The sequence below is a fragment of the Streptomyces sp. NPDC019890 genome (genome assembly GCF_044903445.1).
In the GTDB taxonomy this organism is placed as follows: Bacteria; Actinomycetota; Actinomycetes; order Streptomycetales; family Streptomycetaceae; genus Streptomyces.
Map to the genome: position 1 here is coordinate 126303 of NZ_JBJDQK010000011.1, position 26731 is coordinate 153033.

Annotated in this window: 26 protein-coding genes; 19 read left to right on the plus strand and 7 right to left on the minus strand. The window is 70.9% G+C overall.

Translation table 11 applies throughout. The annotated features are described in order from the left end of the window. Nucleotides 1-331 precede the first annotated feature (331 nt). From ACI2LP_RS27090 to ACI2LP_RS27105, 4 genes are all read left to right on the plus strand, one after another. Nucleotides 332-964, plus strand: coding sequence for an ArsR/SmtB family transcription factor (locus ACI2LP_RS27090; RefSeq protein WP_404727124.1), 633 nt, complete (start codon nt 332-334; stop codon nt 962-964). A 110-nt stretch (nt 965-1074) separates the two neighbouring features. Next, a complete protein-coding gene (locus ACI2LP_RS27095) occupies nt 1075-1803 on the plus strand; it encodes an SRPBCC domain-containing protein (protein ID WP_404727125.1) in 729 nt (242 codons plus the stop codon). Nucleotides 1804-1942: 139 nt separating this feature from the next. Further along, on the plus strand, nt 1943-3406 hold the full coding sequence (locus tag ACI2LP_RS27100; RefSeq protein ID WP_404727126.1) for an SDR family NAD(P)-dependent oxidoreductase: 1464 nt from the start codon (nt 1943-1945) through the stop codon (nt 3404-3406). 515 nt (nt 3407-3921) lie between these two features. Continuing rightward, nucleotides 3922-4095, plus strand: coding sequence for a hypothetical protein (locus tag ACI2LP_RS27105; protein ID WP_404727127.1), 174 nt, complete (start codon nt 3922-3924; stop codon nt 4093-4095). A 220-nt stretch (nt 4096-4315) separates the two neighbouring features. On the opposite strand, the gene ACI2LP_RS27110 is transcribed toward ACI2LP_RS27105, so the two are convergent. Genes ACI2LP_RS27110 through ACI2LP_RS27120 form a run of 3 tightly spaced genes read right to left on the minus strand, consistent with a single transcriptional unit; the run spans nt 4316 to nt 7102 of the window. Next, on the minus strand, nt 4316-5722 hold the full coding sequence (locus ACI2LP_RS27110; protein ID WP_404727128.1) for a lipase maturation factor family protein: 1407 nt from the start codon (nt 5720-5722) through the stop codon (nt 4316-4318). Then, nucleotides 5706-6287: a DUF1990 family protein gene (locus ACI2LP_RS27115; protein WP_404727129.1), complete on the minus strand. Its 582-nt coding sequence runs from the start codon at nt 6285-6287 to the stop codon at nt 5706-5708. Before ACI2LP_RS27115 ends, ACI2LP_RS27110 begins: the two co-directional genes overlap by 17 nt. Further along, the gene (locus tag ACI2LP_RS27120) at nt 6284-7102 is read right to left on the minus strand and encodes a YndJ family protein (protein WP_404727130.1); all 819 of its coding nucleotides are present in this window, start codon (nt 7100-7102) and stop codon (nt 6284-6286) included. The genes ACI2LP_RS27115 and ACI2LP_RS27120 overlap by 4 nt, the downstream gene beginning before the upstream one ends. A 143-nt stretch (nt 7103-7245) precedes the next feature. Here ACI2LP_RS27120 and ACI2LP_RS27125 point away from each other — a divergent pair, with 143 nt between their 5' ends. The 7 genes from ACI2LP_RS27125 (at nt 7246) to ACI2LP_RS27155 (ending at nt 15222) form a co-directional block, all read left to right on the plus strand. Continuing rightward, entirely contained in the window at nt 7246-8388 is a 1143-nt protein-coding gene (locus tag ACI2LP_RS27125; protein WP_404727131.1) for a DUF6777 domain-containing protein, read from the plus strand. Nucleotides 8389-8441: 53 nt separating this feature from the next. Further along, complete coding sequence (locus tag ACI2LP_RS27130; protein ID WP_404727132.1) at nt 8442-10514, plus strand: SpoIIE family protein phosphatase; 2073 nt, start codon at nt 8442-8444, stop codon at nt 10512-10514. Nucleotides 10515-10629: 115 nt separating this feature from the next. After that, a complete protein-coding gene (locus ACI2LP_RS27135; RefSeq protein ID WP_404727133.1) occupies nt 10630-11970 on the plus strand; it encodes a wax ester/triacylglycerol synthase family O-acyltransferase in 1341 nt (446 codons plus the stop codon). Between the two features lie 200 nt (nt 11971-12170). Continuing rightward, nucleotides 12171-13148: an aldo/keto reductase gene (locus tag ACI2LP_RS27140; RefSeq protein WP_404727134.1), complete on the plus strand. Its 978-nt coding sequence runs from the start codon at nt 12171-12173 to the stop codon at nt 13146-13148. Then, the gene (locus ACI2LP_RS27145) at nt 13145-13456 is read left to right on the plus strand and encodes an L-rhamnose mutarotase (RefSeq protein WP_404727135.1); all 312 of its coding nucleotides are present in this window, start codon (nt 13145-13147) and stop codon (nt 13454-13456) included. The genes ACI2LP_RS27140 and ACI2LP_RS27145 overlap by 4 nt, the downstream gene beginning before the upstream one ends. 4 nt (nt 13457-13460) lie before the next feature. Next, nucleotides 13461-14303: an amidohydrolase family protein gene (locus tag ACI2LP_RS27150; protein WP_404727136.1), complete on the plus strand. Its 843-nt coding sequence runs from the start codon at nt 13461-13463 to the stop codon at nt 14301-14303. Between the two features lie 58 nt (nt 14304-14361). Then, complete coding sequence (locus tag ACI2LP_RS27155; protein ID WP_404727137.1) at nt 14362-15222, plus strand: Fpg/Nei family DNA glycosylase; 861 nt, start codon at nt 14362-14364, stop codon at nt 15220-15222. 31 nt (nt 15223-15253) lie between these two features. Here the strand turns inward: ACI2LP_RS27155 and ACI2LP_RS27160 are convergent, their stop codons facing one another. Beyond that, nucleotides 15254-15925, minus strand: coding sequence for an anti-sigma factor family protein (locus ACI2LP_RS27160; RefSeq protein WP_404727138.1), 672 nt, complete (start codon nt 15923-15925; stop codon nt 15254-15256). 168 nt (nt 15926-16093) lie between these two features. Between ACI2LP_RS27160 and ACI2LP_RS27165 the strand changes: the two genes are divergently transcribed. The 7 genes from ACI2LP_RS27165 (at nt 16094) to ACI2LP_RS27195 (ending at nt 21458) form a co-directional block, all read left to right on the plus strand. Beyond that, on the plus strand, nt 16094-16339 hold the full coding sequence (locus ACI2LP_RS27165; RefSeq protein WP_404727139.1) for a zf-HC2 domain-containing protein: 246 nt from the start codon (nt 16094-16096) through the stop codon (nt 16337-16339). Between the two features lie 34 nt (nt 16340-16373). Further along, complete coding sequence (locus ACI2LP_RS27170; RefSeq protein ID WP_404727140.1) at nt 16374-17228, plus strand: LytR/AlgR family response regulator transcription factor; 855 nt, start codon at nt 16374-16376, stop codon at nt 17226-17228. A 166-nt stretch (nt 17229-17394) separates the two neighbouring features. Continuing rightward, nucleotides 17395-17664 (plus strand): hypothetical protein, encoded by a 270-nt coding sequence (locus ACI2LP_RS27175; protein ID WP_404727141.1) that lies wholly within the window; start codon nt 17395-17397, stop codon nt 17662-17664. A 117-nt stretch (nt 17665-17781) separates the two neighbouring features. Continuing rightward, nucleotides 17782-18162 (plus strand): hypothetical protein, encoded by a 381-nt coding sequence (locus ACI2LP_RS27180; protein WP_404727142.1) that lies wholly within the window; start codon nt 17782-17784, stop codon nt 18160-18162. 23 nt (nt 18163-18185) lie between these two features. Then, a complete protein-coding gene (locus ACI2LP_RS27185) occupies nt 18186-19919 on the plus strand; it encodes a cation acetate symporter (RefSeq protein ID WP_404727143.1) in 1734 nt (577 codons plus the stop codon). Further along, the gene (locus tag ACI2LP_RS27190) at nt 19916-21136 is read left to right on the plus strand and encodes a sensor histidine kinase (protein WP_404727144.1); all 1221 of its coding nucleotides are present in this window, start codon (nt 19916-19918) and stop codon (nt 21134-21136) included. Before ACI2LP_RS27185 ends, ACI2LP_RS27190 begins: the two co-directional genes overlap by 4 nt. A 94-nt stretch (nt 21137-21230) precedes the next feature. Further along, on the plus strand, nt 21231-21458 hold the full coding sequence (locus ACI2LP_RS27195) for a hypothetical protein (RefSeq protein ID WP_404727145.1): 228 nt from the start codon (nt 21231-21233) through the stop codon (nt 21456-21458). Nucleotides 21459-21477: 19 nt separating this feature from the next. Here ACI2LP_RS27195 and ACI2LP_RS27200 read toward each other — a convergent pair whose 3' ends face one another. Beyond that, a complete protein-coding gene (locus ACI2LP_RS27200; RefSeq protein WP_404727146.1) occupies nt 21478-21999 on the minus strand; it encodes a hypothetical protein in 522 nt (173 codons plus the stop codon). Nucleotides 22000-22315: 316 nt separating this feature from the next. Between ACI2LP_RS27200 and ACI2LP_RS27205 the strand changes: the two genes are divergently transcribed. Beyond that, on the plus strand, nt 22316-25129 hold the full coding sequence (locus ACI2LP_RS27205) for an ATP-binding protein (protein WP_404727147.1): 2814 nt from the start codon (nt 22316-22318) through the stop codon (nt 25127-25129). Nucleotides 25130-25135: 6 nt separating this feature from the next. Here ACI2LP_RS27205 and ACI2LP_RS27210 read toward each other — a convergent pair whose 3' ends face one another. Together ACI2LP_RS27210 and ACI2LP_RS27215 are read right to left on the minus strand one after the other, a co-directional pair. Next, nucleotides 25136-25696: a sigma-70 family RNA polymerase sigma factor gene (locus ACI2LP_RS27210; protein ID WP_404727148.1), complete on the minus strand. Its 561-nt coding sequence runs from the start codon at nt 25694-25696 to the stop codon at nt 25136-25138. 368 nt (nt 25697-26064) lie between these two features. Next, entirely contained in the window at nt 26065-26619 is a 555-nt protein-coding gene (locus tag ACI2LP_RS27215; protein WP_404727149.1) for a sigma-70 family RNA polymerase sigma factor, read from the minus strand. Between the last annotated feature and the right edge of the window lie 112 nt (nt 26620-26731).

The window sequence follows — 26731 nt, forward strand, 5'->3', positions numbered from 1 at the left end:
TGTGTCCCGCTCTCTGTCGGATCACATATTGGGGCGCAATCTGGCGAACCTGTGAGGGCATTGTGAAACCTGGCGCAAAACGGATGCACCGGCCGTGACGTGCCGAGTTCCGGATCGGCGGCTTTGTCGCCCTTGTGGTCGCTCGGGCCGCTTGTGCCCCGGAGTCGGGCGCGCAGGTCGGGGGAGTGGGAGCGGTTTCCGGTCCCGGGTTGACCTTCAGAGGTCTAGACCAAAGGAAGCCTTCCTGTGCCAGTCATAAGATCCGGCCACTCGAAGTACCGACATAAAAATGAGTCTGGACAAGAAAAGTTTTCGGTGGGAGGGTGAAGCCATGTGGGACGTGACCGTGATCGAGGACTCGGCGGCTGCCGCCGTCTCGCTGGACCCCACGCGCTCCCGGCTGCTGGCCGAGCTCGCCGCCGGGCCGGCGTCGGCGGCCATGCTGGCCGGCCGGGTCGGGCTGCCCCGGCAGAAGGTGAACTACCACCTCAAGGCGCTGGAGCGGCACGGCCTGATCGAGCTGGCAGGCGAGCGCAGAAAAGGCAATGTCACCGAGCGGCTGATGCGGGCCACCGCGTCTTCGTACGTGATCTCCCCACTCGCCCTGGCGGCGGTGCAGCCCGACCCGGCCGGCTTCCGCGACCAGCTCTCCGCGCGCTGGCTGCTCGCACTCGCCGCCCGACTGGTCGGCGACGTCGGCACCCTCATCACGGGTGCTGTCAAGGCCCGAAAGCGCCTGGCGACGTACGCACTCGACGGGGAGGTGCGGTTCGCCTCCGCCGCCGACCGGGCGGCGTTCGTCGAGGAGCTGACGCAGGGCGTCGGCGCGCTGATCGCCAAGTACCACGACGAGGACGCGCAGGGCGGCCGTGACCACCGCATCGTCGTGGCGCTCCACCCCACCGTGAAAACCCCGGACAAGACCCCGGAGAAAACCCCGGAAGCCATCGAGGAGTCGTCATGAGGAAGCTCGTCCGCCGGAGTTCTCTCAAGGCCGTCACGTCCAAGACGTTCGGTTCCGGCGTCCAGCACATCGTCCACGCGCCCCAGAGCGCCTGAGCATCAGGAGTCGTCATGTCCAAGGAGTTCGAGATCGTCCGGGAGTTCGAGGTCGACGCAAGCCCCGAGGAGGTGTGGGACGCGATCACCACCGGCACCGGCGGCTGGCTCTGGCCGATGGAGTACGAACCGAAGGAGGGCGGCGCCGCACCCTTTGGCGGCACTCTCACCGCGTGGGACCCGCCGCGGCACCTGACCGCACGCACCGAGAACGTGGAGGGCATGCCCCAGCAGACCTTCAATCAGCTTGAGCATGTCATCGAGCCGCGCGAGGGCGGCGGGTGCTACGTGCGCTATGTGCACAGCGGCATCCTCGTCGAAGACTGGGACAACCAGTACGACGGAGCGAACAAGCACACGGACTTCTATCTGCACACCCTGCGGCAGTACCTCGTGCACTTCACTGGCCGCCCCGCCACCTTCGCGACGCTGGACGCCCCCGCCGCGTCCAACGCCCCGGGCGGGCTCGAGGTCGTCAGCCGCGGGCTCGGTCTTGCGGACGACGACGCCCAGGGCGACACGGTGCGCGTCGAGGTGCCGGGTGCCGGACCGGTCGATGCGGTCTTGGACTACCGCAACCCGTACTTCATCGGGCTGCGCACCGACGAGGCGATGTACCGCGTCTTCGGCCGCAACCACTTCGGGGCGCCGGTCGGCGTCAGCGTGCACGACTTCGCCACTGACGCGGACGCGGGGGAGAACGAGGATGCCTGGCGGAGGTGGCTGACCGGCCTGTTCGCATGAGGCCGGGGCGGGAACAACCGGGGGCTCGGGTGCGTGGGCCGAAGCCCCCCGGTCACGAGATTTTGCCGTCACCCTTTTGCTCAGTAAAGTTGCGCTTTTGAAACCCACAGCGCGCGAGTGATCGAGGAACGACAAGGCAATGACGGTGACAGAGGACAGCCCGGTGTACGGCCCGGGCATCGACCCGGAGCGCCTGGCCGTCTGCCTCAGCGTGCTGGACGAACTCGACAAACTGGACGTCGACCACCCCGACGCGATCACGGTACGCAGGGCCACCGCCGGCATCTACCGCACCGTGAAGCAGCGCCGACGCCAGGAGCGCCGGGCCGCCAAGACCGCCCATGACAAGTCGGTCACCGAGGCCACCGCGACCGGCTCCGCCGAGCGGATCGACGACGAGACCGAAGGCCTGCTGCCGTCCTCGTCGGTCACCGGCGAGATCGCGGGGATACTCCAGCGCCCCCGGTCCTGCTACATCTGCAAGACCCGCTATGTCGAGGTCGACGCCTTCTACCACCAGCTGTGCCAGACGTGCGCCGCCGAGAACCGCGCCCGCCGCGACGCCCGCACCGACCTCACCGGCAAGCGCGCCCTGCTCACCGGCGGCCGGGCCAAGATCGGCATGTATATCGCGCTGCGGCTGCTGCGGGACGGTGCCCACACGACCATCACCACTCGTTTCCCGAACGACGCGATCCGCCGCTTCAAGGCGATGCCGGACAGCGACGAGTGGATCCACCGCCTCAAGATCGTCGGGATCGACCTGCGCGATCCCGCGCAGGTCGTCGCCCTCGCCGACTCGGTGGCCGCCGAGGGGCCGCTGGACATCCTGATCAACAACGCCGCGCAGACGGTACGCCGTTCCCCGGGGGCCTACAGCGAGCTTGTCGCGGCCGAGTCCGCGCCGCTGCCCGCGGGCGCGCTGCCGCCCGCCCAGGTCATCGGAACCTTCGGCAGCGGCGCCGTGGACTCGGTAGCCGCGCTGCCCTCCGCCGCCGGCGACGGCCTGAGCGCACAGGACGTCACCGACCTCGCCCTGGTCAGTGGTTCCGCCTCGCTGGAGCGCATCGCCGCGGGCACCGCCATCGACGCCGGCGGTCTGGTCCCCGATCTGCACGACACCAACAGCTGGATCCAGACCGTCTCCGAGGTGGACCCGGTCGAGCTGCTCGAAGTGCAGCTGTGCAACTCCACCGCGCCCTTCATCCTGATCAGCCGGCTCCGCCCGGCGATGGCCGCCGCCGCGGCCAAGCGCACCTATGTGGTGAACGTCTCCGCCATGGAGGGCGTCTTCAGCCGCGGCTACAAGGGCGCGGGCCACCCGCACACAAATATGGCCAAGGCCGCGCTGAACATGCTCACCCGCACCAGCGCCCAGGAGATGTTCGAGACCGACGGCATCCTGATGACCGCCGTCGACACGGGCTGGATCACCGACGAGCGCCCGCATCCCGACAAGATGCGTCTCGCCGACGAGGGCTTCCACGCCCCGCTCGACCTTGTCGACGGCGCGGCCCGGGTCTACGACCCCATCGTGCGCGGCGAGGACGGCGAGGACCTCTACGGCTGCTTCCTCAAGGACTACGCTCCGGCGAACTGGTAGACCGCGCGGCCTCCCCATTCACTGCGAACGCCTCCCGCACTGGGCGGGGTCGGCGACGCAGTCCGCTGCCCGCGCGCCCGCGTTCCGCAGCCGGGCCACCGCCGCTGTTACTCCATCCGGGTCCGGGCCATGACGACGGCCTTCGCCCCTGCTCCGGCCGGCGCTTCGGCGACGGCCGGAGCGATGCCGCGTGATGCCTCCGAGACCAAGGCGGCCCTGGCATCGAGGCGGTCTTGTGCGCCACCGGAATTCATCCGCGTACGGTCCCGTGAAGCTCCGCGCAGGGAAAGATCGTTGGCCGGAATTGAGTTGGTTTACAGGAGATTTACAGGCCCCATCGAGCAGGGCCCTGCTCATATGGGTACTCTTAGATGAACGGACGCCACCAAGGGATCCACGAAACCCCCTTGGCCGTCCTGGGACAAGCCTTCAACCGGGCTGCGGTCCCGCCCGAGAACGGCGCCACCGCGACCGAACTGCCCTTGTCCCAGTTACGCGACACAGAGGAGTGCGCGGTGACACCAGATGTGAAGAAGCACGAGAAGCGACCGCCAGACCCCAGCGGCGATAGGACCGGCCGGGCCGACGAACTCGGCAGTCTCGAAGTCTGGGCCCGGTCGGCCCCGATCCGGCTGGCGGGCTACGAGGACGACCTCGCCGAACCGCACATCCTGCCCGGTATCGACTGAGCGGATCGCTTCGCCGTACCCCCTGCCGCAGCGGCAGGGGGTACGAACGGTCTACGGGCCGCCCGCGCCCCCAAGGCGAGTCCGCGCGGGATGAGCCGGTACTCTCTGCGGCCGCTCCCGGCACGCGGGACGCCTCCGGTCGCGCCTTCGTCGCGAGACGGCAACTACCGGAGTTGCTCGAGGACTTGTCGGGGATTCATCCGAGGGCTCCGGGAGTGGTTCACAGGAGCCTGGTCGGCCTGAGGAACTCGCGCACATAGGTCCGGTGCCACCAGGCGCCGGTGTCCCGCAGTTCGCGCCAGGTCGTGTACCGGTAGCGGTACAGCCTTGCGCGGACATACGCGGGCGGGGCGTCCGGGAACGGATTGCGGGCAAGCAGCCGCAGCGTGTCCCGGTCACCGTCGAGCAGCCGCTCCACGAACGGTCCGAACCAGGAGCCCGCATAGCCCGGGGAGAGCGCGGCGAACCACATCAGCCAGTCGAGCCGCAGATGGTACGGGGCGAACTGGCGTGGCAGTCTGCGCACATCGCCGGGCTTGCCCTTGAAGCCGTACTCCCGCCACACCGTGCCTTGGTGGAGCACTGTCTCGTCCGTGCCCTCGACGATGACCTCATGGCGCACCCGCCCGACCGTGCCGAACGCGCCGTAGGCGTTGACCAGGTGGAACGGGTCGTAGGACCGGTTCATCTGCTGCCGCCGGGAGAGCAGATTGCGCGCCGGACGGTAGCTGAGGCCGAGGAGCAGTGCACTGACGGCGATCACCACGACCTCGTACCAGAGCGGGGGAGCGGGGAGCGCGGGCGGACGAGCGAAGATCGAGCCGTCCACGGCCGGGAGCGCGAGTGTGATCGTCACCCAGTTCAGCCAGGCGAAGTTGCCGGACAGTACGAGCCACAGCTGGGTCAGCACAATCGTCCCGGCGGCCGCGCTCGCGACGGGCTGCGGGGTGAACAGCAGGACGGGGACGATGAGTTGGGTCACATGGTTGGCCGCCACCTCGACCCGGTGGAAGGGCCTCGGGAGATGGTGGAAGAACCAGCTCAGCGGGCCCGGCATCGGCTGTGTCTCATGGTGGTAGTACAGGCAGGTGAGGTTGCGCCAGCACTCGTCGCCGCGGAGCTTGATCAGCCCCGCGCCGAACTCCACCCGGAACAGTACCCAGCGCAGCAGCCACAGCACGAGGACCGGCGGTGCCGTGCGCTCATTGCCGAGGAAGACGGCGAGAAAGCCCGCTTCCAGGAGCAGCGACTCCCAGCCGAAGCCGTACCAGGTCTGACCGACGTTCACGATGGACAGATACAGCGCCCACAGCACCGCCCACCACGCCATCGCGGCCCCGAGCGGAATATGGTCGGCGGCGCCCGCCACCAGTGCCGCGGAGAGCAGACAGCCCGTCCAGGCGCAGAGCGCGAAGAGCCGGTCGGAGTAGCGAAGTTGGAACAGGCTCGGCGCACTGCGCATCGGCACCCGGCGTACGTACGCGGGCACCGGCAGCATGCCCCGCTCGCCGATCAGCGCCCGGAACTGCAGGGCGGCGGTGAGAAAGGCGACCAGATACACGGCGGCCAGAGCCCGCTGGAAGACCAGCCGGCTCAGCCAGTAGTCACTGTCACTGAACCACTCCATTACCCTCAGTATCGGTCCGGGCCAGCCGTCCCACTGTGTGACCGAGCCGCTTGGCGTACAGCTTTTGCGCGACGGGAACGAGAGGGCCCGCCAGCCGCGTGTACCAGCGGGCGGGACGGCTGAAGGCCATGACGGTGAACCACACCGAGCCGTCGTCGCGGATGTCGACCACGAACGACTCCTCGCCGCACTCGGGATGCCCGGTCACGGTGCCGTATCCGAATCCCGCCCGGTCCCTCTCGTACGTGGCCCAGACCACCTGGCACCGGGCGGTGAAGCGCAGCGGGCCGGCCCCGACCGAGATCTCGACCCGGGCACCGGGCTCGGCCCGCACCGCCGTGCTGCGTATCCGGACCCCCGAGCCGCGGTGCATCCGCCAGTCGGTGACCACCGCGGCTGCCGCGTCGAAGACGGCGCGGCCCCGTCCGATCCGGGTGGTGTGGTGGAGGTGCTGATAGCCGTCGGGCAGCGGTCCGAGCCGGGTGGCCCCCACCTCGGGGTAGCTCAGCGTGCGGTGGGTCGAGTGGTCGGTCGAGCGGTCGGTCGTGCGGTCGGCGTTGTTCATGCGGCCGTCTCCTTGAGTCGTCGCCAGGCAAGCATGGAGCAGAGTGCGAATCCGAGGGCGTTGCCGAGGCCGTGAGTCGCGGCCATCCAGGTCAAAGTGGGGTGGGGAAGTCCGGTCGCTTCGCCAAGTGCCCAGCTCAGCGCGAGCAGCATCGTGGCGACCAGCACGGCGGCCGATACGGCCAGCAGGGAGCGGGTGAACCGGTCCTGTCCACCGGTGCGTACATCGCGCCAGGTCAGCAGCGCGACGGCCCACATGCCCGCGGTCAGCACGAGCGCGCCGAGCAGCTCGGCCCAGTCGTCCAGGAAGTAGCCGGCCAGGACGAGGAGGGTGCCGAGCGGGACGCTCAGTGCCGCGAAGCGCCCGGCAGGAGCCGCCGACGTGCGGCAGACGAGCCCTGCCACGAGCGCGGCGGCGAACCCGGCGAAGTGGAAGTGCGGCACGGTCAGCGCCAGGATCGGCAGGCTGAAGCCGAAGAGCTCGTGCCCCGAGCGCTCCGCGACCAGTGCCACACCGGCGACCGACGGGGTCACCAGCGCGGTGAGCACGGCGATTTCGGCCGGTGCGAGCGAGCGGGTGCGGTTCAGTCGGCGTGGGGCCTGCGCGGCGAGGGCCAGTGTGCCGAGCGCGTACACCGCCGCGAGCACCGTCGCAGCCGTCGAGCGCGGCAGCCAGAGAGCAACCGCACCCGGGACGGCGAACACAAGCCAGCTGCGCCGAATGGGCGCGAGCCGGACGGAGTCCATCAGGCCCAGCCCTGCGGGCACGAGCACCAGCATGCCGAGCATCACGATCAGGTTGACCAGTACGGACATCAGGCGCCCCACCCCAGGCTTGAACGTGTTCAATTCTTCGCGGTCGAGACTAGAGGGTTACTTGAACGCGTTCAAGTCGCGGGCGTTGCGGGAATCCGGCAGAACTTGAGGGATACATCTGGGTGCAGAGGCGGGAGATCTTCGTGCGTACACCCCTTCGTCGTCGGTTCTTCGGCCGCCACGTTCGTCGTCGGTACGCCGCGGTCGCCGCGCTGTCCGTCACGCTGTCCTTCTCGCTGCTGGTCTCCGGATGCGACGGCGACAGCAGCACGGCAACGGACTCGGAGGAGGTCTTCCTCCAGCCGGTGGCGGGCCCGGGGCCGGACCCGTACACCCCGTCGACCGTCACGTCCACCGCCGCGCCCTCGCCCGAACCGCCCGCGCCTTCGAGTTCGCCGGGTCCCCCCGCCAGGGGGCAGATGCTGCGCACGGTCTCGGGCGCGACGCCCGGCCTCTACGGCGGAACACAGTCGGTGGCCAGCTGCGACGTGGAGCAGCAGGTGCGATTCCTCGCCGCGGACCAGGCCAAGGCCCGCGCCTTCGCCCGGTCCGCGGGCATCTCCCAGGCGGAGATCCCGGACTTCCTGCGCGGGCTGACCCCCGTCGTCCTGCGCGCCGACACACGCGCCACCAGCCACGGCTACAGCCGTGGCACGGCCACCAGCTACCAGTCCGTGCTGCAGGCCGGGACCTCGGTGCTCGTAGACCAGTACGGCGCGCCGCGTGTGCGGTGTGCCGGCGGAAACCCGCTGAAGCCGCCGGTCGCGGTCAAGGGTGCGGTGCTGCAGACGGGCCGGTCGTGGGTCGGCTACCAGCCCGACCGGGTCGTCGTCATCAAGCCCACCGTTCAGATGGTCGACAGCCTGGTGATCGTCGACATCGTCAACAACACCTGGATCGAGCGGAGGAGCGGGACCGACGGCGAGAAGGACAAGCGGCCCGATGTGCTGCCGCCCGTGAATCCGGACGACATCTACACCTATCCGCCGCCGTCCGAGCTGACCGGGCCGGGCGACTCGCCACAGCCGGGCGACTCGACCGGGCAGAGCGAGCCGGTCAGCCCGCCTGTCGCCCCGTACGCCCCGAGCGAGCCGGTCAGCCCGCCTGTCGCCCCGTACGCCCCGAATGAGCCGGTCAGCCCGCCCATTGCCCCGGACGTCCCGAGCGAGGAGCTGTCCCCGCCGGTCAGCCCCGACATGCCCTCCGACGGTGGAGTCGCACCGTCCCAGCCGGACCTGTTCGTGCCCACCGATGAGCCGGCCGAGCCGGTCACCTTCCAGGGCTGAGCAGGCCCCTCGGACCGGTCGAAGAATCCGACAAATGATGGCAGAGTGGCCCCATGGTTGATCGGGCAGCGGGTGCCCTGTCGCTTCCCGACGACTGGCCGGCCGACCCGGATATGAGGCTGACCCTCAACCGCATGGGCAGCTTCGACTGGGACCTGGTCAGCGGGCTGATGCACCTGGACCAGCCCGGTCTCGACGTGTTCGATGTGCGCCCCGGCGAATACGACGGCCATCCGGAGAGCCTGGCCTTCCGGCTGCCGCCGGACGAGGCCGCCCGGCTGGACGCCCTGGTCTCGCAGGCCCTGAAGAACGGCAGCGACCACTACGGCGCGTATTTCCGCATCCGCACTCGCGACGGAAGCCTGCGCTGGACCCACACTCAGGGCTGTGTCCGCCGCGACGATGCCGGCCGCCCCCTGCGCATCATCGGCGTCGTCCGCGACGCCACCGAGGAACTCTACGACTCCACCGCCCGCATCGAGGCCGATGCCGTGCGTCGCGGGCAGACCAGTGTCGTCGAGAGCACCACCGCGGCTCTCGCCCACGCCAGGACCGTCCAGGACGTCATCGATGTGCTGAAGGACTCCCACGGCCTGGAGCACTTCGGCGCGACCAGCCTGGTCATGGGACTCCTCGAGGCGGGCCGGATCCATCTGGTGGCCGAAGGTCCCGAGGGCTCCTTCGTGCCCGGCACCCGCTACACCCGGGTCGACGAGGAGTACCCGATGAGCGAGGTGGTACGCACGCTGACCCCCCGCTTCATCGAGTCGGAACGGGACTTCGCCGACTCGTATCCGCGGCTGTGGCCGCACATCGCAGACCTCCACATCACCTCGGCCGCCTATCTGCCGCTGATCGCCCAGGGCCGCCCCATCGGAGCCCTCGGCCTGCTGTACGGCGACAGGACCGGCTTCAGCTCCGACGAGCGCAATCTGCTGGTCGCGCTCGGCAGCAGCATCGCGCAGAGCCTCCAGCGCGCCGTGCTCTACGAGCAGGAGCATGACCTCGCCGAGGGGTTGCAGCAGGCGATGCTGCCGCGCCGGATCCCCGATGTGCCCGGGGCGCAGATCGCGGTGCGCTATCGCTCCGCGCGGATCGGCCGGGACATCGGCGGCGACTGGTACGACATCATCGCGCTGCCCGGCGGCCGGGTCGGCGCGGTCATCGGCGACGTACAGGGGCATGACACGGACGCCGCCGCGGTGATGGGGCAGCTGAGGATCGTGCTGCGTGCCTACGCGGCCGAGGGTCACACCCCGGCCACCGTGATGGCGCGCGCCTCCGTCTTCCTTCATGAACTGGACACCGAGCGGTTCGCGACCTGCACCTATGCGGAGGCGGACCTGACGACCGGGGTGGTCCAGGTGGTGCGGGCCGGGCATATCGACCCGCTGATCCGTGACACCGACGGCAGCTGCCGCCGGGTGCCTGTCGAGGGCGGGCTGCCGCTGGGGCTCTCGGCCGAGTTCGACCAGCTCGAATACCCCGTCAGCACCGTGGAGTTGGACCCCGGCCAGACGCTCCTGCTGTACACCGACGGACTGGTGGAGCAGCCCGGTGCCGACCTCGACGACGGGATGCAGCTGCTGTCCGCGCTGGTGCGCAGCGGCCCGCGCGATCTGCAGCTGCTCGCCGACCGGCTCTGCGAGGTGGTGGACGAGCGGGCCGGGGACGACGATGTGGCGCTGCTGCTGCTGCGCCGCAGGGGTGCGTACACGCCGCAGTCCGGCGGACGGCTGCAGCAGCAAGTCGCGCAGAACGACCCGGAGGCGCTGCGCTCGGCCCGGCACATGGTCAAGGCCGCGGTACGGGCCTGGGGCGCGCGTGAGCGCTCGGACGAGATCGAGCTGGTGGCCGACGAGCTGGTCACGAACGCGCTGATGCACACCGACGGGGGCGCGATCGTGACCATCCGGGTCCTTGCGGGCTCCGAGCGGCGGCTTCGGGTGGATGTGGAGGACCGCTCCAGTGCGCTGCCGCGTCGGCGCGAAGCGGGTGAGTCGGGGGTCTCGGGCCGCGGACTGATGCTGGTGGACCGGCTGGCGGAGTCCTGGGGCGTGGATTCGAGAGGCGGCGGCAAGGCCGTGTGGTGCGAATTCATCGTCCCGGAGAGGTCGACCAACTGATTATTACCTGTTGTTAACTGTGCGTGAAGTGATCGTACTTGAACGTAACCGACCGGAGGCGATTGACTGTGCATCACTGGCCTTCTAGTTCAACCTTCTAGGACAAGAGGACCCTTTGAGCAGTGAGCTCCTCGCACCACTCGATCTGGCGTTCTGGCACCTCGAGTCCGCCGGCCATCCGATGCACCTCGGCGCCCTCGCCCTCTTCGCCCCGGCTCCCGGGGCCGAGAGCGGCGAGTCCGTCCTCGAACTGCTCGCCACGCGTGCCGCCGCGATCCGCAGGCTGCGGATGCGGGTCAGGGACGTCTGGCTGCCGGTCGGCGGAGCCGCCTGGTCCGTGGCCAAGGACTTCGACGTACGGCGCCATGTCCACCATGTCCGCCTCCCGGACGGCTCCTTCACCGCCGAGGCGGTCGCCATCGCGGGTGAGCTGATGGAGCGGCCACTCGAACGGGGTCTGCCGCCCTGGGAGATGTATCTGCTGACCGGGGAGCCGGGCGGCCCGTTCGCGGTGCTGGTCAAGCTTCACCATGCGCTGGCGGACGGAATGCGCGCGGTCGCGATCGGGGCCGGAATCTTCGACCAGATCGCCGATGCCCGCAGGATCGGGGCGCGCAGGGCAAGGCCCGTGCCACAGCGCTCCTGGCTCCCCGGGCCGGGGCAGATGGCCGGCTTCGCCCGGGGCCGCATCGAGGAGCTGGGCCGGGCGCTCGACGTCGGGGCCTCGGTCGTACGCGCCAGTCGGCTCGACCCGCGCGGAGTGCCCGCTCTCTCGGCCGGGTCGAGCGGCACCAGGCGGCTCGCCACGGCCGTGCTCGACCTGGAGGACGTGCACCGCGTACGCAAGGCGGTGGGCGGCACCGCCAACGACGTGCTGCTCGGCGCCGTCGCGGGCGGGCTGCGGCGATGGCTGGAGGAGCGTGGGGAGCAGCTGCCCGCGGCCGACCCGCGCGCCCTGGTGCCCGTCTCCCGGCGCAGGCCCGGCAGCTCGTCCGGATCGGGCAACAAGTTCTCCGCGTATCTGGTCGAACTGCCCGTCCGCGACCCCGACCCGCGCTCCCGGCTCGATGCCGTACGCACCGCGATGGACCGCAACAAGGCGGCAGGGCCGTCGCGCGGGGCCGGGGCGCTCGCGGTACTCGCAGATCAACTGCCGCCGCTGGCGCACCGGTTCGGCGCGCCGCTGGCGGGCGGCGCGGCCCGGATGCTCTTCGACATCCTGGTGACGAGCGTGCCGCTGCCGCGCTCGGCGCTGTCGCTGGGCGGCTGCCCGCTGCGCGAGATCTACCCGATGGCGCCGCTGGCCCGCGGGCAGTCGCTGGCGATCGCGATGTCGACATACGGCGGGCAGGTGCATGTGGGCCTGGTCGCCGACGGCAAGGCCGTGCCGGACCTCGGCAAGCTCGCGCGGAGTGTGGGGGAGGAGCTGGAAGAACTCCTGACGCTGAGCCAATAGATCGGACAGCTTGGCCCCGGCGCACGACCTGGCCGGGAGGCACGTGCGACGGCTCGCAGCGCGAAGCTGCCGCGCCATGCTGGGATGTGCCGCCTCTCTCATCACACCGAGCCGATCAGGTCAAGGGTGTTGACGCCCTCAAGTGATCCGATGAATATTCGTCGTGATCGGCGAACGCCACGGCGAAGGGGCAGCAGCGGATGCGATGGAGCACGCTCGGACGCGGCGCGGTCGAGATCACCGAGTTGTCCTTCGGGGCGGCGGGAATCGGCAATCTGTACACCGCTGTCGAGCCCGCCGAGGCCGCCGCCGTGGTCGACGCCGCCTGGGACGCGGGCATCCGCACCTTCGACACCGCACCCCACTACGGACTCGGCCTCTCCGAACGCCGACTGGGCGAGGCGCTGCGCACCCGGCCCCGCGATGCGTACACCCTCTCCACCAAGGTCGGAAGGCTGCTCGAACCCTGCCCGGCCGACGGCGACGACCTCGCGGACGGCTTCGCCGTGCCCGCCGACCACCGTCGGGTATGGGACTTCAGCGCAGACGGCGTACGCCGCAGCATCGAGGAGAGCCTGGTCCGGCTCGGCCTCGACCGGATCGACATCGTCTATCTGCACGATCCGGACGAGCACGAGGAAGCCGCCTTCCGCCACGGCTATCCGGCCCTGGAACGCCTGCGCGCCGAAGGCGTCGTCGGTGCGATAGGCGCCGGTATGAACCAGGCCCCGATGCTCACCCGTTTCCTTCGTGACACCGATGTCGACGCCGTCCTGTGCGCCGGCCGCTACACCCTGCTCGACCAGAGCGCCCTCGCCGAGCTGCTGCCCGAGGCCGCCGCCCGCGGCAGGAGCGTCGTCGTGGGCGGGGTCTTCAACTCCGGACTGCTCGCCGACCCGCGCCCCGGCGCCACCTACGACTACACGGCCGCGCCCGACGACATCCTGCGGCGCGCACAGCGCCTCAAGTCGGTCGCCGAACGGTACGGCGTACCGCTGCGGGCCGCCGCCCTGCACTATCCCCTGGCCCATCCGGCCGTCGCGGGCGTCCTGATCGGCGCCCGCTCCGCCGACGAAGTACTGGACGCGGCGGACATGTTCGCCCTGGACGTCCCGCCCGCGCTCTGGGACGAACTGCGTGCCGAAGGACTGCTGCCGAAGGACGGGGACGCCCGATGAAAGTCGCCCTGCACACCAAGGTCCGCGCCGACCGCATTGCCGAGTACGAGGCGGCGCATCGCGAGGTCCCCGAGGAGCTGACCGCCGCGATCCGTGCGGCGGGCGCCACCTCCTGGACCATCTGGCGAAGCGGCACCGACCTCTTCCACCTCCTCGACTGCACCGACTACGCCCGGCTGCTCGCCGCCCTGGAGCAGCTCCCCGTCAATATCGCCTGGCAGGCCCGGATGACCGAGCTGCTCGACGTCGTACACGACTACTCCTGCGACGGCGCCGAGGCCGGACTGCCCGTCGTCTGGGAGCTGTGAGCCGATGGTGATCATCGACGCCCACCACCATGTGTGGGACCTCTCCGTACGGGACCAGGAGTGGATCACCGGTCCCGAGATGGCCCCCATCCGCCGCACCTTCTCGCTCGACGACCTCGCCGCCGAGACGCGCACGACGGGCGTGGGCGCCACCGTCCTCGTCCAGACGGTCACCGTCGCCGACGAGACACCCGAATTCCTCGCTCTCGCCGACGGCAGCGACCTCGTCGCGGGAGTCGTCGGCTGGACCGACCTCACCGCGCCCGATGTCGCCGACACCCTCGCCCGGCTGCGCGAACTCCCCGGCGGGGACCGGCTCGTCGGCATCCGCCACCAGGTCCAGGGGGAGCCCGACCCCGCCTGGCTGCTGCGCCCCGACGTACAGCGCGGCCTTGCTTCCGTTGCCGCCGCCGGACTCGTCTACGACCTCGTGGTCCAGCCGCACCAGCTGCCCGCGGCGGCCGAGGCGGCTGCCCGGCTGCCCGAGCTCACCTTCGTACTCGACCATCTCGGCAAGCCGCCCATCGCGGCCGGGGAGCTGGAGCCCTGGGCGAGCGATGTCCGCGCACTCGCGGCCCGGCCGAACACCGTCTGCAAACTCTCCGGGATGGTCACCGAGGCGGCCTGGTCGACCTGGACCACACCCGATCTGAGCCCGTACGCCGACATGGTGCTCGACTCCTTCGGCCCCGGCCGGCTGATGTTCGGCTCCGACTGGCCCGTGTGCCGGCTCGCCGCGAGCTACGCCGAGGTCCTCGCGGCGGCCCGCGCGCTCACCCACCGGCTGAGCGACGAGGAACGCCACGCCGTCTTCGAGACCACCGCGAGCCGCGTCTACGGACTCTGAAGCCGCGTCCACGGACCCCGAAACTGCGGGAGCCGGGAGCCTGCGGCACCCTGGATGCATGCCGGAGCTGCCCGAGGTCGAAGCGCTGAGAGAGTTCCTCGACGGCCATCTGGTGGGACAGGAGATCGTTCGTGTCCTGCCGCTGGCGATCAGCGTCCTGAAGACGTACGACCCGCCGCTCACCGCCGTCGAGGGCGCCGAGGTCACCGCCGTGGACCGGCACGGGAAGTGGCTCGACATCAGCGCGGGCGGCCTCCATCTGGTCGCCCATCTCGCGCGGGCGGGCTGGCTCCAGTGGAAGGACGAATTCCCGGCCGCGCCGCCGCGCCCCGGCAAGGGACCCCTCGCCCTGCGTACGGTTCTCGCGTCGGGCAGCGGCTTCGACCTCACCGAGGCGGGCACCACCAAGCGGCTGGCCGTTCATCTCGTACACGACCCGGCCGAGGTGCCCGGCATCGCTCGTCTCGGCCCGGATCCGCTCGCGGACTCCTTCGGCCGCGACGCCTTCGCCGCGCTGCTCGCGGGGGAACGGCGGCAGATCAAGGGCGCGCTGCGGGATCAGAGCCTGATCGCCGGGATCGGCAACGCGTACAGCGACGAGATTCTGCATGCCGCGAAGATGTCGCCGTTCAAGCCCGTCCAGAATCTCGACGAGGACGAGACCACCGCCCTGTACGAGGCCCTGCGCGCCACACTGAGCGAGGCCGTCGAGCGCTCGCGCGGAGTCGCCGCGGGGCGGCTCAAGGCCGAGAAGAAGAGTGGTCTGCGCGTCCACGGCCGCACGGGTCAGCCGTGCCCCGTCTGCGGTGACACCATCCGCGAGGTCTCCTTCAGCGACTCCTCGCTGCAGTACTGCCCCACCTGCCAGACGGGTGGCAAACCGCTCGCCGACCGCAGACTCTCGCGCCTGTTGAAGTAGCGCCGCCCTCAGCGGGTACCCCTTGAGGGAGCTACCCCTTGAGGGAGACGAGCGGCTGTCCGTCCTGCGTACGGACCTCCCAGCGGCCGATCTCGCCGCTCGGCACGTCCGTTCCCCCCTCGATGTCCAGCGGCTCCTCATGACCGCCCGACCCCGGCATCCCGTAGCCGCCTTCCGGCACCGACCAGGTGAGCACCGGGTGTTCGATGCCGTCCTTGCCCACGGCGACCAGTCGGCAGGTGCGCGGTCCGGGGAGATGCGTGAGGCGCATCGCGACCGCCGTGCCCCAGGCCCTCTTCTGCACCGCCGCGGCCACGGTGATACCTGTCCTGGCGTCCGTCGCCACGACCCTGCCTTCGGGGGCAACCGCGCCGCCGCTCCGCAGCGCCACTGCCGCCGCGGGCAGGGCGACGATCAGCGCGGCGGCCGCCGCGACCAGCCGCAGCCGGCGCCTGCGGCTCCGCTGCTTGAACACCGCGACCTCGTCGGTCAGCCGGTCGAGCAGCCGCGGTCCCGGCCGCGCCTCGACCCGCTCGGGTCCGGCGAGTTCGGCCACCGCGGCGGCGACGGAGGTGAAGTCGGAGAGGCGTACCGTACACATCACGCACTCGGCGAGATGCTCCTCGAACCGGAACGCGTCCGCGGGCTCCAGGACGCCCAGCGCATAGGCGGCCACGTCCTGATGCCGCTGCTGCATGCTCATGGCGTCCTCGATTCGTCTCTTCGCCCCGTACGGTGCTGCGTTGCGTGTGTTGTGGTCTGTTGCCCAGGAGTACGGACCAGGTGCGCGCTGTGCTCAACTCAGTACGTGGCGAACGCAACCGCCGGGGCGGCTCGGTCCGTGCGGCAGGGTGACAGGCAGAATGTGTGCATGACAGGTGGAGAGACGGGTACCAGCATGACCGTGCCGCACCCCGACAACGCCCATGTTCAACTGCTGCTCGGCGCGTATGTCCTCGGTGCCCTCGGCGCGGCCGAGGACGCCCGGGTCTCCGGCCATCTGCAGCTCTGCGACCCCTGCCGGACCGCCTACCTCGACATGGCCGACGCGCCCGCGCTGCTCGCGCTGTTCTCCGAGGACGATCTGCTCGACGGCCTCGGCGACGCCGCACCGTAGTCGCCTCGGTCGCGGCACGCCTAAACTCCGCAGCATGCTGCGCGTACTGGCTGTCGACGACGAGAAACCGGCCCTCGAAGAGCTCCTCTACCTGCTGCGCTCCGACTCCCGCATCAGGAGCGCCGAAGGAGCCACGGACGCCACCGAGGCGCTGCGCCGCATCACCCGGGCGCTCGACGCGGGCCCGGACGGAGCGGACGCCATAGACGTCGTCTTCCTCGACATCCACATGGCCGGGCTCACCGGTCTCGACGTCGCCAGACTGCTCGCGGGATTCGCCCGCCCGCCGCTGATCGTGTTCGTCACCGCCCACGAGGGCTTCGCCGTCCAGGCCTTCGACCTCAAGGCCGTCGACTATGTGCTCAAGCCGGTGCGCAGGGAACGGCTGGCCGAAGCCGTACGCCGGGTGCGCGACCTGGTCGTCACGGCGCGCGAGGCGCGGCAGCCCGAACCGGCCGGGCCCGTCCCGTACGCCGCCGCGCTCCCCGTGGCACACCAGGCCCCGCCGGAGACCATCGGCAGCGCCGAGCAGATACCGGTCGAACTGGGCGGGGTCACCCGGTTCGTACCGATCGACGACATCACCTATGTCGAGGCCCAGGGCGACTACGCCCGGCTGCACACCGACGACGGCAGCCATCTGGTGCGCATCCCGCTGTCCACCCTGGAGGAGCGCTGGGCCTCGCGTGGCTTCGTACGCATCCACCGCAGCCATCTCGTCGCCCTCGCCCGCATCGACGAACTGCGCCTGGACGCCGGGACGACCACCGTCAGGGTCGGCGCGGCGGAGCTCGCGGTCAGCCGCCGCCATGCGCGCCAGCTGCGCGAACTGCTGATGTTCCCGCGTAACTCCAAGGGCACGGGAGGCACCCCGACCGCCAGGGGCTGAGCCGCTGCCCTGGACCACGCTCGACCGTTCGACGGCCGTACGCGGCCGCTCGTCGCCCCACCGCAGCCGTACGGCGACGGGCGTCGTCCGCCGACCGAACCGGATCCGGATTCGGCGCCGGCCGCCCTTGACCGCGACCTAGTCTTGGTGCGGGAGAAGGGGCCTGATGTCCGACATCGAAGCACTGCTGGCGGAGCTGCGGAGCCTGCCGACGACCCGAGTGTCCAGCGCTCGTGACCTCGAGGCCCTGCTCGCCACGGTGAAGAGCGCCGCCGGGCGCTGGGCGGATGTGCTGTACGAAATCCAGGAATCCGCACAGGGACTCGTCGGCCCGCGCGCCGAGGCCGCCCTCGAAGTCGCCTTCCGCAGGGCCGAGGAGTCGTACGTCGAGCTGGAGATCGCGCTGAGCGACTGCGCCCAGCGCACCGGGTACTGAAGCGCACGGGATCCGGGCAGCGCAGGGGGTACTGATCGGTATCTACCGTAGGTAATCGCTCCTGCGTAGACTCCACAGCTCCCGAGTGTTCGCCGACAGACGCTGGAGCGGACGACGATGTCTGCAGAGCAACACCCCCGCCGTGAGGTGGTCACCGGCGTGCCGCGCGGCGCGAGGCGTGCGCCTGGGCACGCGCCCGCCCGTTCCGAGATCAGCGAGCAGACGACACTCGGTGCCACCTATGTGCGTTCCCTGATGCGCAGCCAGCTGCGGGCCGCGCTGTACGCACTGGGGGCGCTCGCCCTGCTCGTCGGTTCGCTGCCGCTGCTCTTCGCGCTCCCCGCCGCGTTCAACAGCTCCCTCTCCTCGCCGGAGCCCTTCGTCTGGGCGGCCCTCGGCGTGGCGGTCTACCCGGTGATGTGGCTGACCGCCCGCTGGTACGTACGCCGGGCCGAGCGCAATGAACAGGACTTCACCAGGCTCGTCGAAGGACGCTGACCCGTGCTCCCGGGGCAGGCCCAGTGAACCAGACCTACGCGGTGACGGCCGTCACCGTCGTGGTGCTCGCCACCGTGCTCATCGGCGCGCTCGGTCTGCGCATATCCCGTACCACCTCCGACTTCTACGTCGCATCGCGCACCGTCAAGCCCGGCCTCAATGCCGCCGCCATCAGCGGCGAGTACCTCTCCGCAGCCTCCTTCCTCGGCATTGCCGGCCTGGTGCTGCTGCAGGGCCCGGACATGCTCTGGTACCCGGTCGGCTACACGGCCGGCTATCTCGTTCTGCTGGTGCTCGTCGCCGCTCCGCTGCGCCGCTCCGGGGCGTACACCCTGTCCGACTTCGCCGAGGCCCGGCTGGAGTCCGCGGCCGTGCGCAGGCTCGCCAGCCTCTTCGTCGTCGGTATCGGCTGGCTCTATCTGCTGCCCCAACTGCAGGGCGCGGGCCTGACCCTGGAGATCCTCACCGGCGCGCCCGACTGGGTCGGCGGTCTTGTCGTCGCCTTTGTCGTCACGGGGGCCGTCGCGGCGGGCGGGATGCGGAGCATCACCTTTGTGCAGGCCTTCCAGTACTGGCTCAAGCTCACCGCGCTGCTGGTGCCGGCGCTCTTCCTCGTCGCGGCCTGGGTCGGCGACGGCACACCCCGCGCCCGCTTCGACGCGCCGACCGTGCTGCGTGAACACACCGACGTACGCATCGACGACACCGTCCGGGTCGACCTCGACGAGCCGCTGACACTGACCGTCACCGGCGACATCGACCACACCGCGTACGAGAACCGCACGACCACCCTCGACAAGGGCACCCACCGCATCGGGTCGGGCACGACCCTCGGCCTCCCGCCGGGCGCCCAGGTGCCCGAACGGGCCTCGTCGGAGGCCGATCCCGCCAGCTGGTCCCAGCCGCTGTCCGGCGGCCGGGACGGCTACCACCTGTATGCGACGTACGGACTGATCCTCGCCACCTTCCTCGGCACGATGGGCCTTCCGCATGTCGCCGTCCGCTTCTACACCAGCCCCAACGGGCGCGCCGCCCGGCGCACCACCCTCGTCGTCCTGGGCCTGATCGGCGCCTTCTATCTGCTGCCGCCCGTCTATGGCGCGCTCGGGCGGATCTACGCACCCGAACTCGCCCTCACCGGCGCCGCGGATGCGGCCGTGCTGGTGCTGCCCGAGCGGATCGTCGGCGGAATAGCGGGGGATCTGCTCGGGGCGCTGCTGGCGGGCGGCGCTTTCGCCGCGTTCCTGTCCACCGCGTCCGGACTGACCATGTCCGTGGCCGGCGTCATCACACAGGATGTGCTGCCCTCGCGCGGCGTACGGTACTTCCGCCTCGCGACCCTCCTCGCCATGGCGGTGCCACTGGCCCTGAGCGTCGTGGCCACCAATGTGCCGGTCGCCGACGCGGTGGGGCTGGCGTTCGCCGTCTCGGCGTCCTCGTTCTGCCCGCTGCTCGTCCTCGGCATCTGGTGGCGACGGCTCACCCCGCCCGGCGCCGCCGCCGGGCTCGTCATCGGCGGCGGGGCCGCCCTCACCGCCGTGATGGCCACGCGCGCGGGGCTCCCGCCCCAGGGCTGGGTGCACACCCTGATGGCCTGGCCCGCCGTATGGTCCGTGCCCCTCGGCTTTCTGACCATGGTGCTGGTCTCGCTGGCCACCCCGCGCCACATACCCGCCGGCGCCGCCGCGATCCTCGCGCGACTGCATCTGCCGGAAGACCTCGTCGGCCGGCCCCAGCCCGAAGGAGCGGAACGATGACCGGGACGGGAATGGCGGCACTGGCCGCCGCCGGGGCCCTGTTGCTCGCGGCCGGTGTCGCGCTCGGCAGGCTGACGGCACGGCGCGGAGCCGGCGGCGACCTCGATCTGGGCACCCCCGTCGAACGGGCCACCTTCCACACCCTGCACACCGCATCTCTCGCGGCGCCCCCGCTGCGAGCCGGCCTCACCGAGGACACCGCACGCAAGGCCGCCCGGCGGCTGCGCTCGCTGCTCGGCACCGAGGCGCTCTGCCTCACCGACCGCGATTCGGTGCTCGCCTGGGACGGGGGCGGCGCCGACCACCACGAGCAGCGTGTGATGGTGCGCGTCGCCGACGTGCTGGAGTCCGGACGCAGCAAGAGCGTGCACACCGAGTGCGAGGACCTGGAGTGCCCGTTGCGCTGGGCCGTGATCGCCCCGCTCACCGGCGAGGAGGGGGTGCTCGGCGCGCTCGTCGCCTACGGTTCGCGCGAGTCGGCCGTTCTGGTGCGCGCCGCGACCGAGGTGGCGCGCTGGGTCTCCGTACAACTGGAACTGGCGGAGCTCGACCGCTCCCGCACCCGGCTGATCGAGGCCGAGATCCGTGCCCTGCGCGCCCAGATATCGCCGCACTTCATCTTCAACTCGCTCGCCGCCATCGCATCCTTCGTCCGCACCGACCCCGAGCGGGCCCGCGAACTGCTGCTGGAATTCGCCGACTTCACCCGCTACTCCTTCCGCAGACACGGCGACTTCACCAACCTCGCCGACGAACTGCGCTCCATCGAGCAGTACCTGGCACTCGCCGGGGCCCGCTTCGGCGATCGGCTCACGGTGACCTTGCAGGTCGCGCCGGAGGTGCTGCCGGTGACGCTGCCCTTCCTGTGTCTGCAGCCGCTCGTCGAGAACGCGGTCAAACACGGTCTGGAGGACTCCAGGAAGGAGTGCCGCGTCACGATTGCGGCGCAGGACGCCGGAGCCGAGGCGATGGTGACCATCGAGGACGACGGTGTGGGCATGGACCCGGCCGTGCTGCGGGGGATCCTCGCGGGGGAGCGCACCGGCTCTGCCGGGATCGGCCTGTCCAATGTCGACGAACGGCTGCGCCAGGTGTACGGAGACGATCACGGGCTCGTCATCGAGACGGGCGTCGGCGCCGGCATGAAGATCACGATCCGTATCCCCAAATACCGGTCGGGCGTGCACTCCTCGGCCGGCCACCGGTCCGCGGAGTGAGATTTTTCGGGGCCTTTGAGTCGTCTCGCCCCTCAGTTCGTATCAGTGGGCGATTCGCACCAACGAGGGTCGCATCCACGACGGGGAGTACGAGATGAGCACCCTGCAGCCGCCAGTGGCAGCCAACCGTGACGATCTGCGCAGTCTGCTCGGCGCGCTCGATCCGGGCGACCGCGCGGTGGTCCGTCAACTTCACCTTCGGCGCAGCACCCCCGGCGAGGCGGCGGCCGCTCTCGGCATTCCGGTGGCCGAGGTGCACCGCCGGGCGACGCGCGCCGTCCGGCTGCTCAGCCGCGGGGCCAGACAGTTCGATGCTGCGTAAGTTGTGCGGCGGCGGTCCCTCAGAAGAGATGGATGGCCAGATGGCTCAGCGGAAGACCGAGCTGCCAGGCCGGCGTCCATATCTGCTCGCACTCGTCGACGGGCGCATCCATCGGTCCCGCCGGATGCCAGGGCTCTCTCTCGCCCAGGTCGGCGGCGAGCAGTTCGGTCTGCCGCAGCCATCTCCAGGCGTCGAGCGCCAGGGCCAGGTCCGGATCGGCCCCTTCGCCCAGATCGCGCTCCCGCTCCTGCCGGGCGGCAAGCCGCTCCTCGGCCCACTGAGGCCAGGGATGGCCGTAGGAGGTGAGGGAGAGCCACTCGTCGATCCGGGAGACGGCGCGGATGCCCGCGAGTTCGTCCGCGCCGTCGCACAGATAGATGGTGAGGGCCAGGGTCTGCCGGCCCGCGCGGTACTCGAGCGAACCCTGCTCCACGAGAGCGCCCGTGCGGAGCATCTCGTCGGCGATGTACTCGGCGCAGAGCCACGCCATGGGGACTGCCAGCCTGCCACCGCTGGTGCCGTTCGAACTTTCGGGCTGCACGTTTCCCACCTTCCTCCCGGACGACTTCGTGTGCCGACTCGACGACGACTCGAGCACGAGCCTCCACCGAGAGACACGGCTCGCGGCCCGTCTTTACTCAACTTGAGCGTGAGGTTTCGCATACTGTCGCCCCTTGGCCGGGGCCCGAGGGGGACAAGGACACCGCAGGGACATCCGGGGCGCGGGGGACTGGCCCGCCGTCTGCGGACGAGCGATCCGGGGCACATCGACAACGCGGAACAGTGCGCGTCCGCGACGGCTGGGCGGAGAGACCTGGCCCCAGTGGCGCGCCGGCGGGGACGGGGTGGTGGCCGCCGTGCTGGTCGGTCGTGAAGAACAAGTCGGCACATTGCGCGGACTGCTCGACGAGGCAGTGGCAGGATGCGGCGGCTCGGCGCTGGTCGAGGGCGAGCCGGGTGCCGGCAGGACACGGCTGCTGACGGAAGCCCTGTCGGCTGCGGCCGGGCTCGGCTGTCGGGTACGACACGGCAGCGGCGACGAACTGTGGCAGGGCTACCCGCTCCGTGCGGTTCTCGACTGCCTGTACGGGGACGACGCCGCCGCGGACCCCGGGCGCGCCGGGATCGTCGGGCTGCTGAACGGCGAGGGCGCCGACACACCGACGGCCGAGGCGTCCCTGCTGGCCGCCATGGACCGGCTGCTGGCCGTCGTCGAGGAGAGCTGCTCCGAGGGGCCGCTCGTTCTCGTACTCGACGATCTGCAGTGGGCCGACGACGCGAGTTTGCTGACCTGGCAGCGCCTCACCACGGCCGCCCCGCGGCTGCCGCTGCTCCTGGTGGCCTCGTGCCGGCCCGTGCCCAGACGCCGTGAACTCGACCGGCTGCGGGCCGGGTTGGTGGAGCGCGGCACCCTGCCTCTTCACCTCGGCCCGCTCACGCCAGAGGAGACCGACCGGCTGGTGGAGAACCTCGTCGGCGCGGTCCCGGGGCCACGGCTGCGTGGACGGGCCGGGCTTGCGGGCGGAAACCCGCGCTATGCCGAGGAGTTGGTGACGGGTCTGCTCGCTGAAGGAGCCCTCGACATCGCCGACGGGCGCGCCGAAATCGGCGCACACGACGGGGGAGCCGGCGCTCTGCGCTCCCTGGCGGACACGATCGGCTTTCTCTCCCCGTCCTCGTACGAGACGCTGCGTCAGGCGGCCCTGTTCGGCGTGGAGTTCGACGCCGGGCAGTTGGCCGTTGTGCTTGGACGGACGACCCGCGAGCTGCTGGCGGACCTCGGGGAATCGATCGCCGCAGGACTGCTGAGCGACACGGGGGACCGGCTGCGGTTCCGGCATGAGCTGGTCCGCGAGGCGCTGTACGCCGGTATTCCCGGCTCGGTGCGCTCGGCGCTGCATCTGGACACCGCGCGGGCACTCGCCGACGCCGGAGTGGCCCCGCCCGTCGTCGCCGCGCAGTTGCGCGGGATGTCGGGGCCGATGACGGGGTGGGCGGTGCACTGGCTTGTGGAGAACGTCGGAACCCTCAACGCCCAGTCGCCTCAGCTCGCCGCAGAGTTGATCGAGCGGGCCATCGAGCAGGGCTGGCCCAGCGACGCCGACCGTCCGGTACTCGAGGACCGGCTGGCCGAGGCGGCGACGCTGTTGCGCCGCCCGGAGTCGGCCGGTCTTGTACGCACCCTGCGTGACCGGGTGGAGGACCCCGTGCGTCGTGCGGTGCTCGGGTTCACGCTCACCTCGGCGCTGATGGTGCAGGGGGACACGGTTCAGGCGCTGAAGGCCACCGACGAGGCCCTGGCCGAGCCGGGGCTCTCCGCCGACTGGCACATCCGGCTCGTGGCGTGCCGGGTGCTCTGCCATGCGGATCTGGACCGGCTGGACGAGGCACACGCCGAGGGGGAGGAGGCCGTCGCGGCGGCCGAACGGCTCGGTGATCCGCTGGTCGAGGCCGAGGCGCGGCATGCGATGGCCTATGTGTACTACCGGCTCGGCCGGGAGCGGGACAGCCTCGGCCACGCGGCGCGGGGCATCGCCCGGGCCAGACAGGTCCCGGCCGCCGCAGACATCCGGCTGCTGATGCTCGTGAACGCCGCGGAGGGGTACGACCGGCTCGACGAGGTGGAGCAGGCGGAGGAGGCCCTTGACGAGGCGGGGACGCTGGCCCGGCGCGCGGGCTCCACGGGCCGGCTTGTCGGGATCGAGGCGCGCCGCGCCGGACTGCACTTCCGGCGCGGGTGCTGGGACCGGGCGGCCGGACATCTGGAGCGGGCCGCCGAGCTGAAGGTGTCGGACCCCTGGGTGCCGGTGATCGTCCACGGGATGCACGCCCTGATCCTCGGCCACCGCGACCAGCGCGCGGCGGCGGTCGCGCATCTGGAGCGGGTGGCGCCGGACGCCCTCGCCATCGGCACGGTGGTGCGGCGCGAGGCCGCCCATCTTCTGCTGGCCCGGTCGCTCCTTGCGGAGCGTGACGGCCGTCCGGGGGACGCGCTGCGGGTGCTGCTGCCCGTGCTGTCACCCGAGTACGCGGCCGACATGGTGCATGAGCGGCACCGGCTGCTGCCCGAAGTGGTCCGGCTCGCCCTGGAGTCGGGGGATGCCGCGAGCGCCGAGGCGGCGGTGGCGGCCTGCGAGGCGGAGGCGGCCCAGGCCCCCGAGTACCCCGGTCCAAGAATCGCGGCGATCCGCTGCCGCGGACTGTTCGCCCAGGATCCGGCGGTCATCGGCCAGGCCGTTTCGTACTACGAGGGCGGCTCGTGGCCGCTCCTGCTGGGGACGACGCTGGAGGATCTGGCGGTGGCGCAGGCCTGGCACGGAGACCTCGCGGCGTCGCGCGTCAGTCTTGGCCGGGCAGTCGATGCGTACGGCGGTCTCGGCGCCCGGTGGGACATCGCCAGGGCCGTGGCCCGGCTGCGCACGCTGGGGGTCCGCAGGGGCAGCCGCACCACCCGCCGCAGGGCAACCAGCGGCTGGGAGTCGCTCACCCCCGCCGAGCTGAAGGTCGCGCTGCTGGTCGCGCAGGGGCGCTCGAACCCGGAGATCGCGACGGATCTGTATCTGTCCCGCCGGACCGTCCAGACCCATGTGTCCCACATCCTCGGCAAGTTGCAGCTGCGCTCGCGCACCGAGGTGGCGAGGGAGGCCGCGCTGCAGAGCGCGGGGGAGTGAGACGGGTCAGTAGGCCGTCGCGCCGTAGCCGGGCAGCACCTTGCGCAGGGCGCGCAGCGCGTAATACGTGCGGGACTTGACGGTGCCCGGGGGGATGCCGAGCGCCTCGGAGGCCTCGGCCACCGACAGCCCCCGGAAGTAGATCTGTACCAGCACCTCGCGGTGCTCACGACTCAGCGACCTGACGGCATGGCGCACATCGAGCGCGGTGGAGGACGTCTCGGAGTGGTCGTCGGCGACGGGGGCGTGGTCCAGGCTTTCCGCGGCCACCTCGGTGGGGCGGGCCTGCCGGGCCCGGCGCGCGTCGATCGCGAGTCGACGGCCCACGGTGAACAGCCATGGGCGCATCGACTCATGGTCGGTCTCCAACGCCTCGGGATGTCGCCATGCGCGCACCAGGGTCTCCTGCACCAGATCCTCGGCCCGCTGACGGTCCCCGTAGGTGAGTCCGAGGAGGAAGCGGAACAGGGCTCTGCCGTGCTCACGCTGCAGCTCGGCGAGGGCGTGTTCGCCGGTACGGGGCGCGGTCGCCGTGGGGCCGGTCCGCTGGTCCAGAGCCGTGGTCACCGTAACTCTCCTTCTGACGGTCCGTTCACCGCGTCGGCCAGGCTGTACCGACTCCCCGAGGGTGGCGGGGCAGGCCCGCGGAGTTATCCGCCAGCTGGCGGATACGGGGCTGTTCGGCGCTGAGCGGCCGTATGGGACGACGAGGGCGGCGACGAACGGTCGAACGGACGCGACAAGCGGTACGGCGGAGCGCGGCCGACAGCCGGAATGGTTGGGGGTGGTCGACGTTGCGCGTCCGACGGCGGGCCGACGCGGTCCACGGGCGGGCGTCGCGGCCCCTCGGAACGGCGGTCGGAAAGGCTGAGGGCGGTAGTCGATGCCCCTCGGAACGGCAGCCGGCACAGTTCAGGGCAGTCGCCGATGCCGTCTCAGGCCGTTGCCGATGCCCTGCGTCGTGCGTAACCCGGCAGGCAGCGGGCGAGCGCACGCAGCGCGTAGTACGAACGCGACTTGACCGTCCCCGCCGGTATGCCGAGTGCCTGAGCCGCCTCGTTCACGCTCAGCCCGTAGAAGTAGATCTGCACCAGCACCGCGCGGTGCTCGGGGCTCAGCGACTCGACCGCGGCCCGCACGTCGAGCGCCGCGACGGCCGTCTCGGTGATGTCCGCCGGGTCCGGGGTCGTCGCCAGCACCCCGTCGCCGATCTCCGTGGGGCGCGCCAGCCGCGAGCGGCGGGCGTCGATCGCGAGCCGCCGCCCGACCGTGAAGAGCCAGGGCCGCATCGACTCGTAGGGGCCCTCGAAGGCCTCGGGGTGCTGCCAGGCCCGTACGAGCGTCTCCTGCAGCAGGTCCTCGGCGCGTTGCTGGTCCCCGTATGTCAGACCGAGCAGAAAGCTGAGCAGCGCGGGGCCGTGTTCACGCTGCAGCTCCGCCATGGCCCGCTCGTCGGTCGTCGTGGAGGCGGATGCGGTCGCGGTCGCCATTGCCAACACCCTTTCGCGCTGAGGTCACTGCACGTGGCGTATATGAACGCATCCAGGCGCGAAGGGACAGACAGCACACCGCTGTCTTCGGCGAGCGGTCGCACGGAGCGAC

Coding starts and splice junctions, on each gene's coding strand:
- ACI2LP_RS27165 (WP_404727139.1), top strand. CDS start 16,094: ATGACAGGTGGAGAGACGGGTACCAGCATGACCGTGCCGCACCCCGAC.
- ACI2LP_RS27110 (WP_404727128.1), bottom strand. CDS start 5,722: ATGGAGTGGTTCAGTGACAGTGACTACTGGCTGAGCCGGCTGGTCTTC.
- ACI2LP_RS27215 (WP_404727149.1), bottom strand. CDS start 26,619: ATGGCGACCGCGACCGCATCCGCCTCCACGACGACCGACGAGCGGGCC.
- ACI2LP_RS27150 (WP_404727136.1), top strand. CDS start 13,461: ATGGTGATCATCGACGCCCACCACCATGTGTGGGACCTCTCCGTACGG.
- ACI2LP_RS27115 (WP_404727129.1), bottom strand. CDS start 6,287: ATGAACAACGCCGACCGCACGACCGACCGCTCGACCGACCACTCGACC.
- ACI2LP_RS27140 (WP_404727134.1), top strand. CDS start 12,171: ATGCGATGGAGCACGCTCGGACGCGGCGCGGTCGAGATCACCGAGTTG.
- ACI2LP_RS27155 (WP_404727137.1), top strand. CDS start 14,362: ATGCCGGAGCTGCCCGAGGTCGAAGCGCTGAGAGAGTTCCTCGACGGC.
- ACI2LP_RS27160 (WP_404727138.1), bottom strand. CDS start 15,925: ATGAGCATGCAGCAGCGGCATCAGGACGTGGCCGCCTATGCGCTGGGC.
- ACI2LP_RS27175 (WP_404727141.1), top strand. CDS start 17,395: ATGTCCGACATCGAAGCACTGCTGGCGGAGCTGCGGAGCCTGCCGACG.
- ACI2LP_RS27145 (WP_404727135.1), top strand. CDS start 13,145: ATGAAAGTCGCCCTGCACACCAAGGTCCGCGCCGACCGCATTGCCGAG.
- ACI2LP_RS27170 (WP_404727140.1), top strand. CDS start 16,374: ATGCTGCGCGTACTGGCTGTCGACGACGAGAAACCGGCCCTCGAAGAG.
- ACI2LP_RS27190 (WP_404727144.1), top strand. CDS start 19,916: ATGACCGGGACGGGAATGGCGGCACTGGCCGCCGCCGGGGCCCTGTTG.
- ACI2LP_RS27090 (WP_404727124.1), top strand. CDS start 332: ATGTGGGACGTGACCGTGATCGAGGACTCGGCGGCTGCCGCCGTCTCG.
- ACI2LP_RS27120 (WP_404727130.1), bottom strand. CDS start 7,102: ATGTCCGTACTGGTCAACCTGATCGTGATGCTCGGCATGCTGGTGCTC.
- ACI2LP_RS27095 (WP_404727125.1), top strand. CDS start 1,075: ATGTCCAAGGAGTTCGAGATCGTCCGGGAGTTCGAGGTCGACGCAAGC.
- ACI2LP_RS27100 (WP_404727126.1), top strand. CDS start 1,943: ATGACGGTGACAGAGGACAGCCCGGTGTACGGCCCGGGCATCGACCCG.
- ACI2LP_RS27130 (WP_404727132.1), top strand. CDS start 8,442: ATGGTTGATCGGGCAGCGGGTGCCCTGTCGCTTCCCGACGACTGGCCG.
- ACI2LP_RS27180 (WP_404727142.1), top strand. CDS start 17,782: ATGTCTGCAGAGCAACACCCCCGCCGTGAGGTGGTCACCGGCGTGCCG.
- ACI2LP_RS27195 (WP_404727145.1), top strand. CDS start 21,231: ATGAGCACCCTGCAGCCGCCAGTGGCAGCCAACCGTGACGATCTGCGC.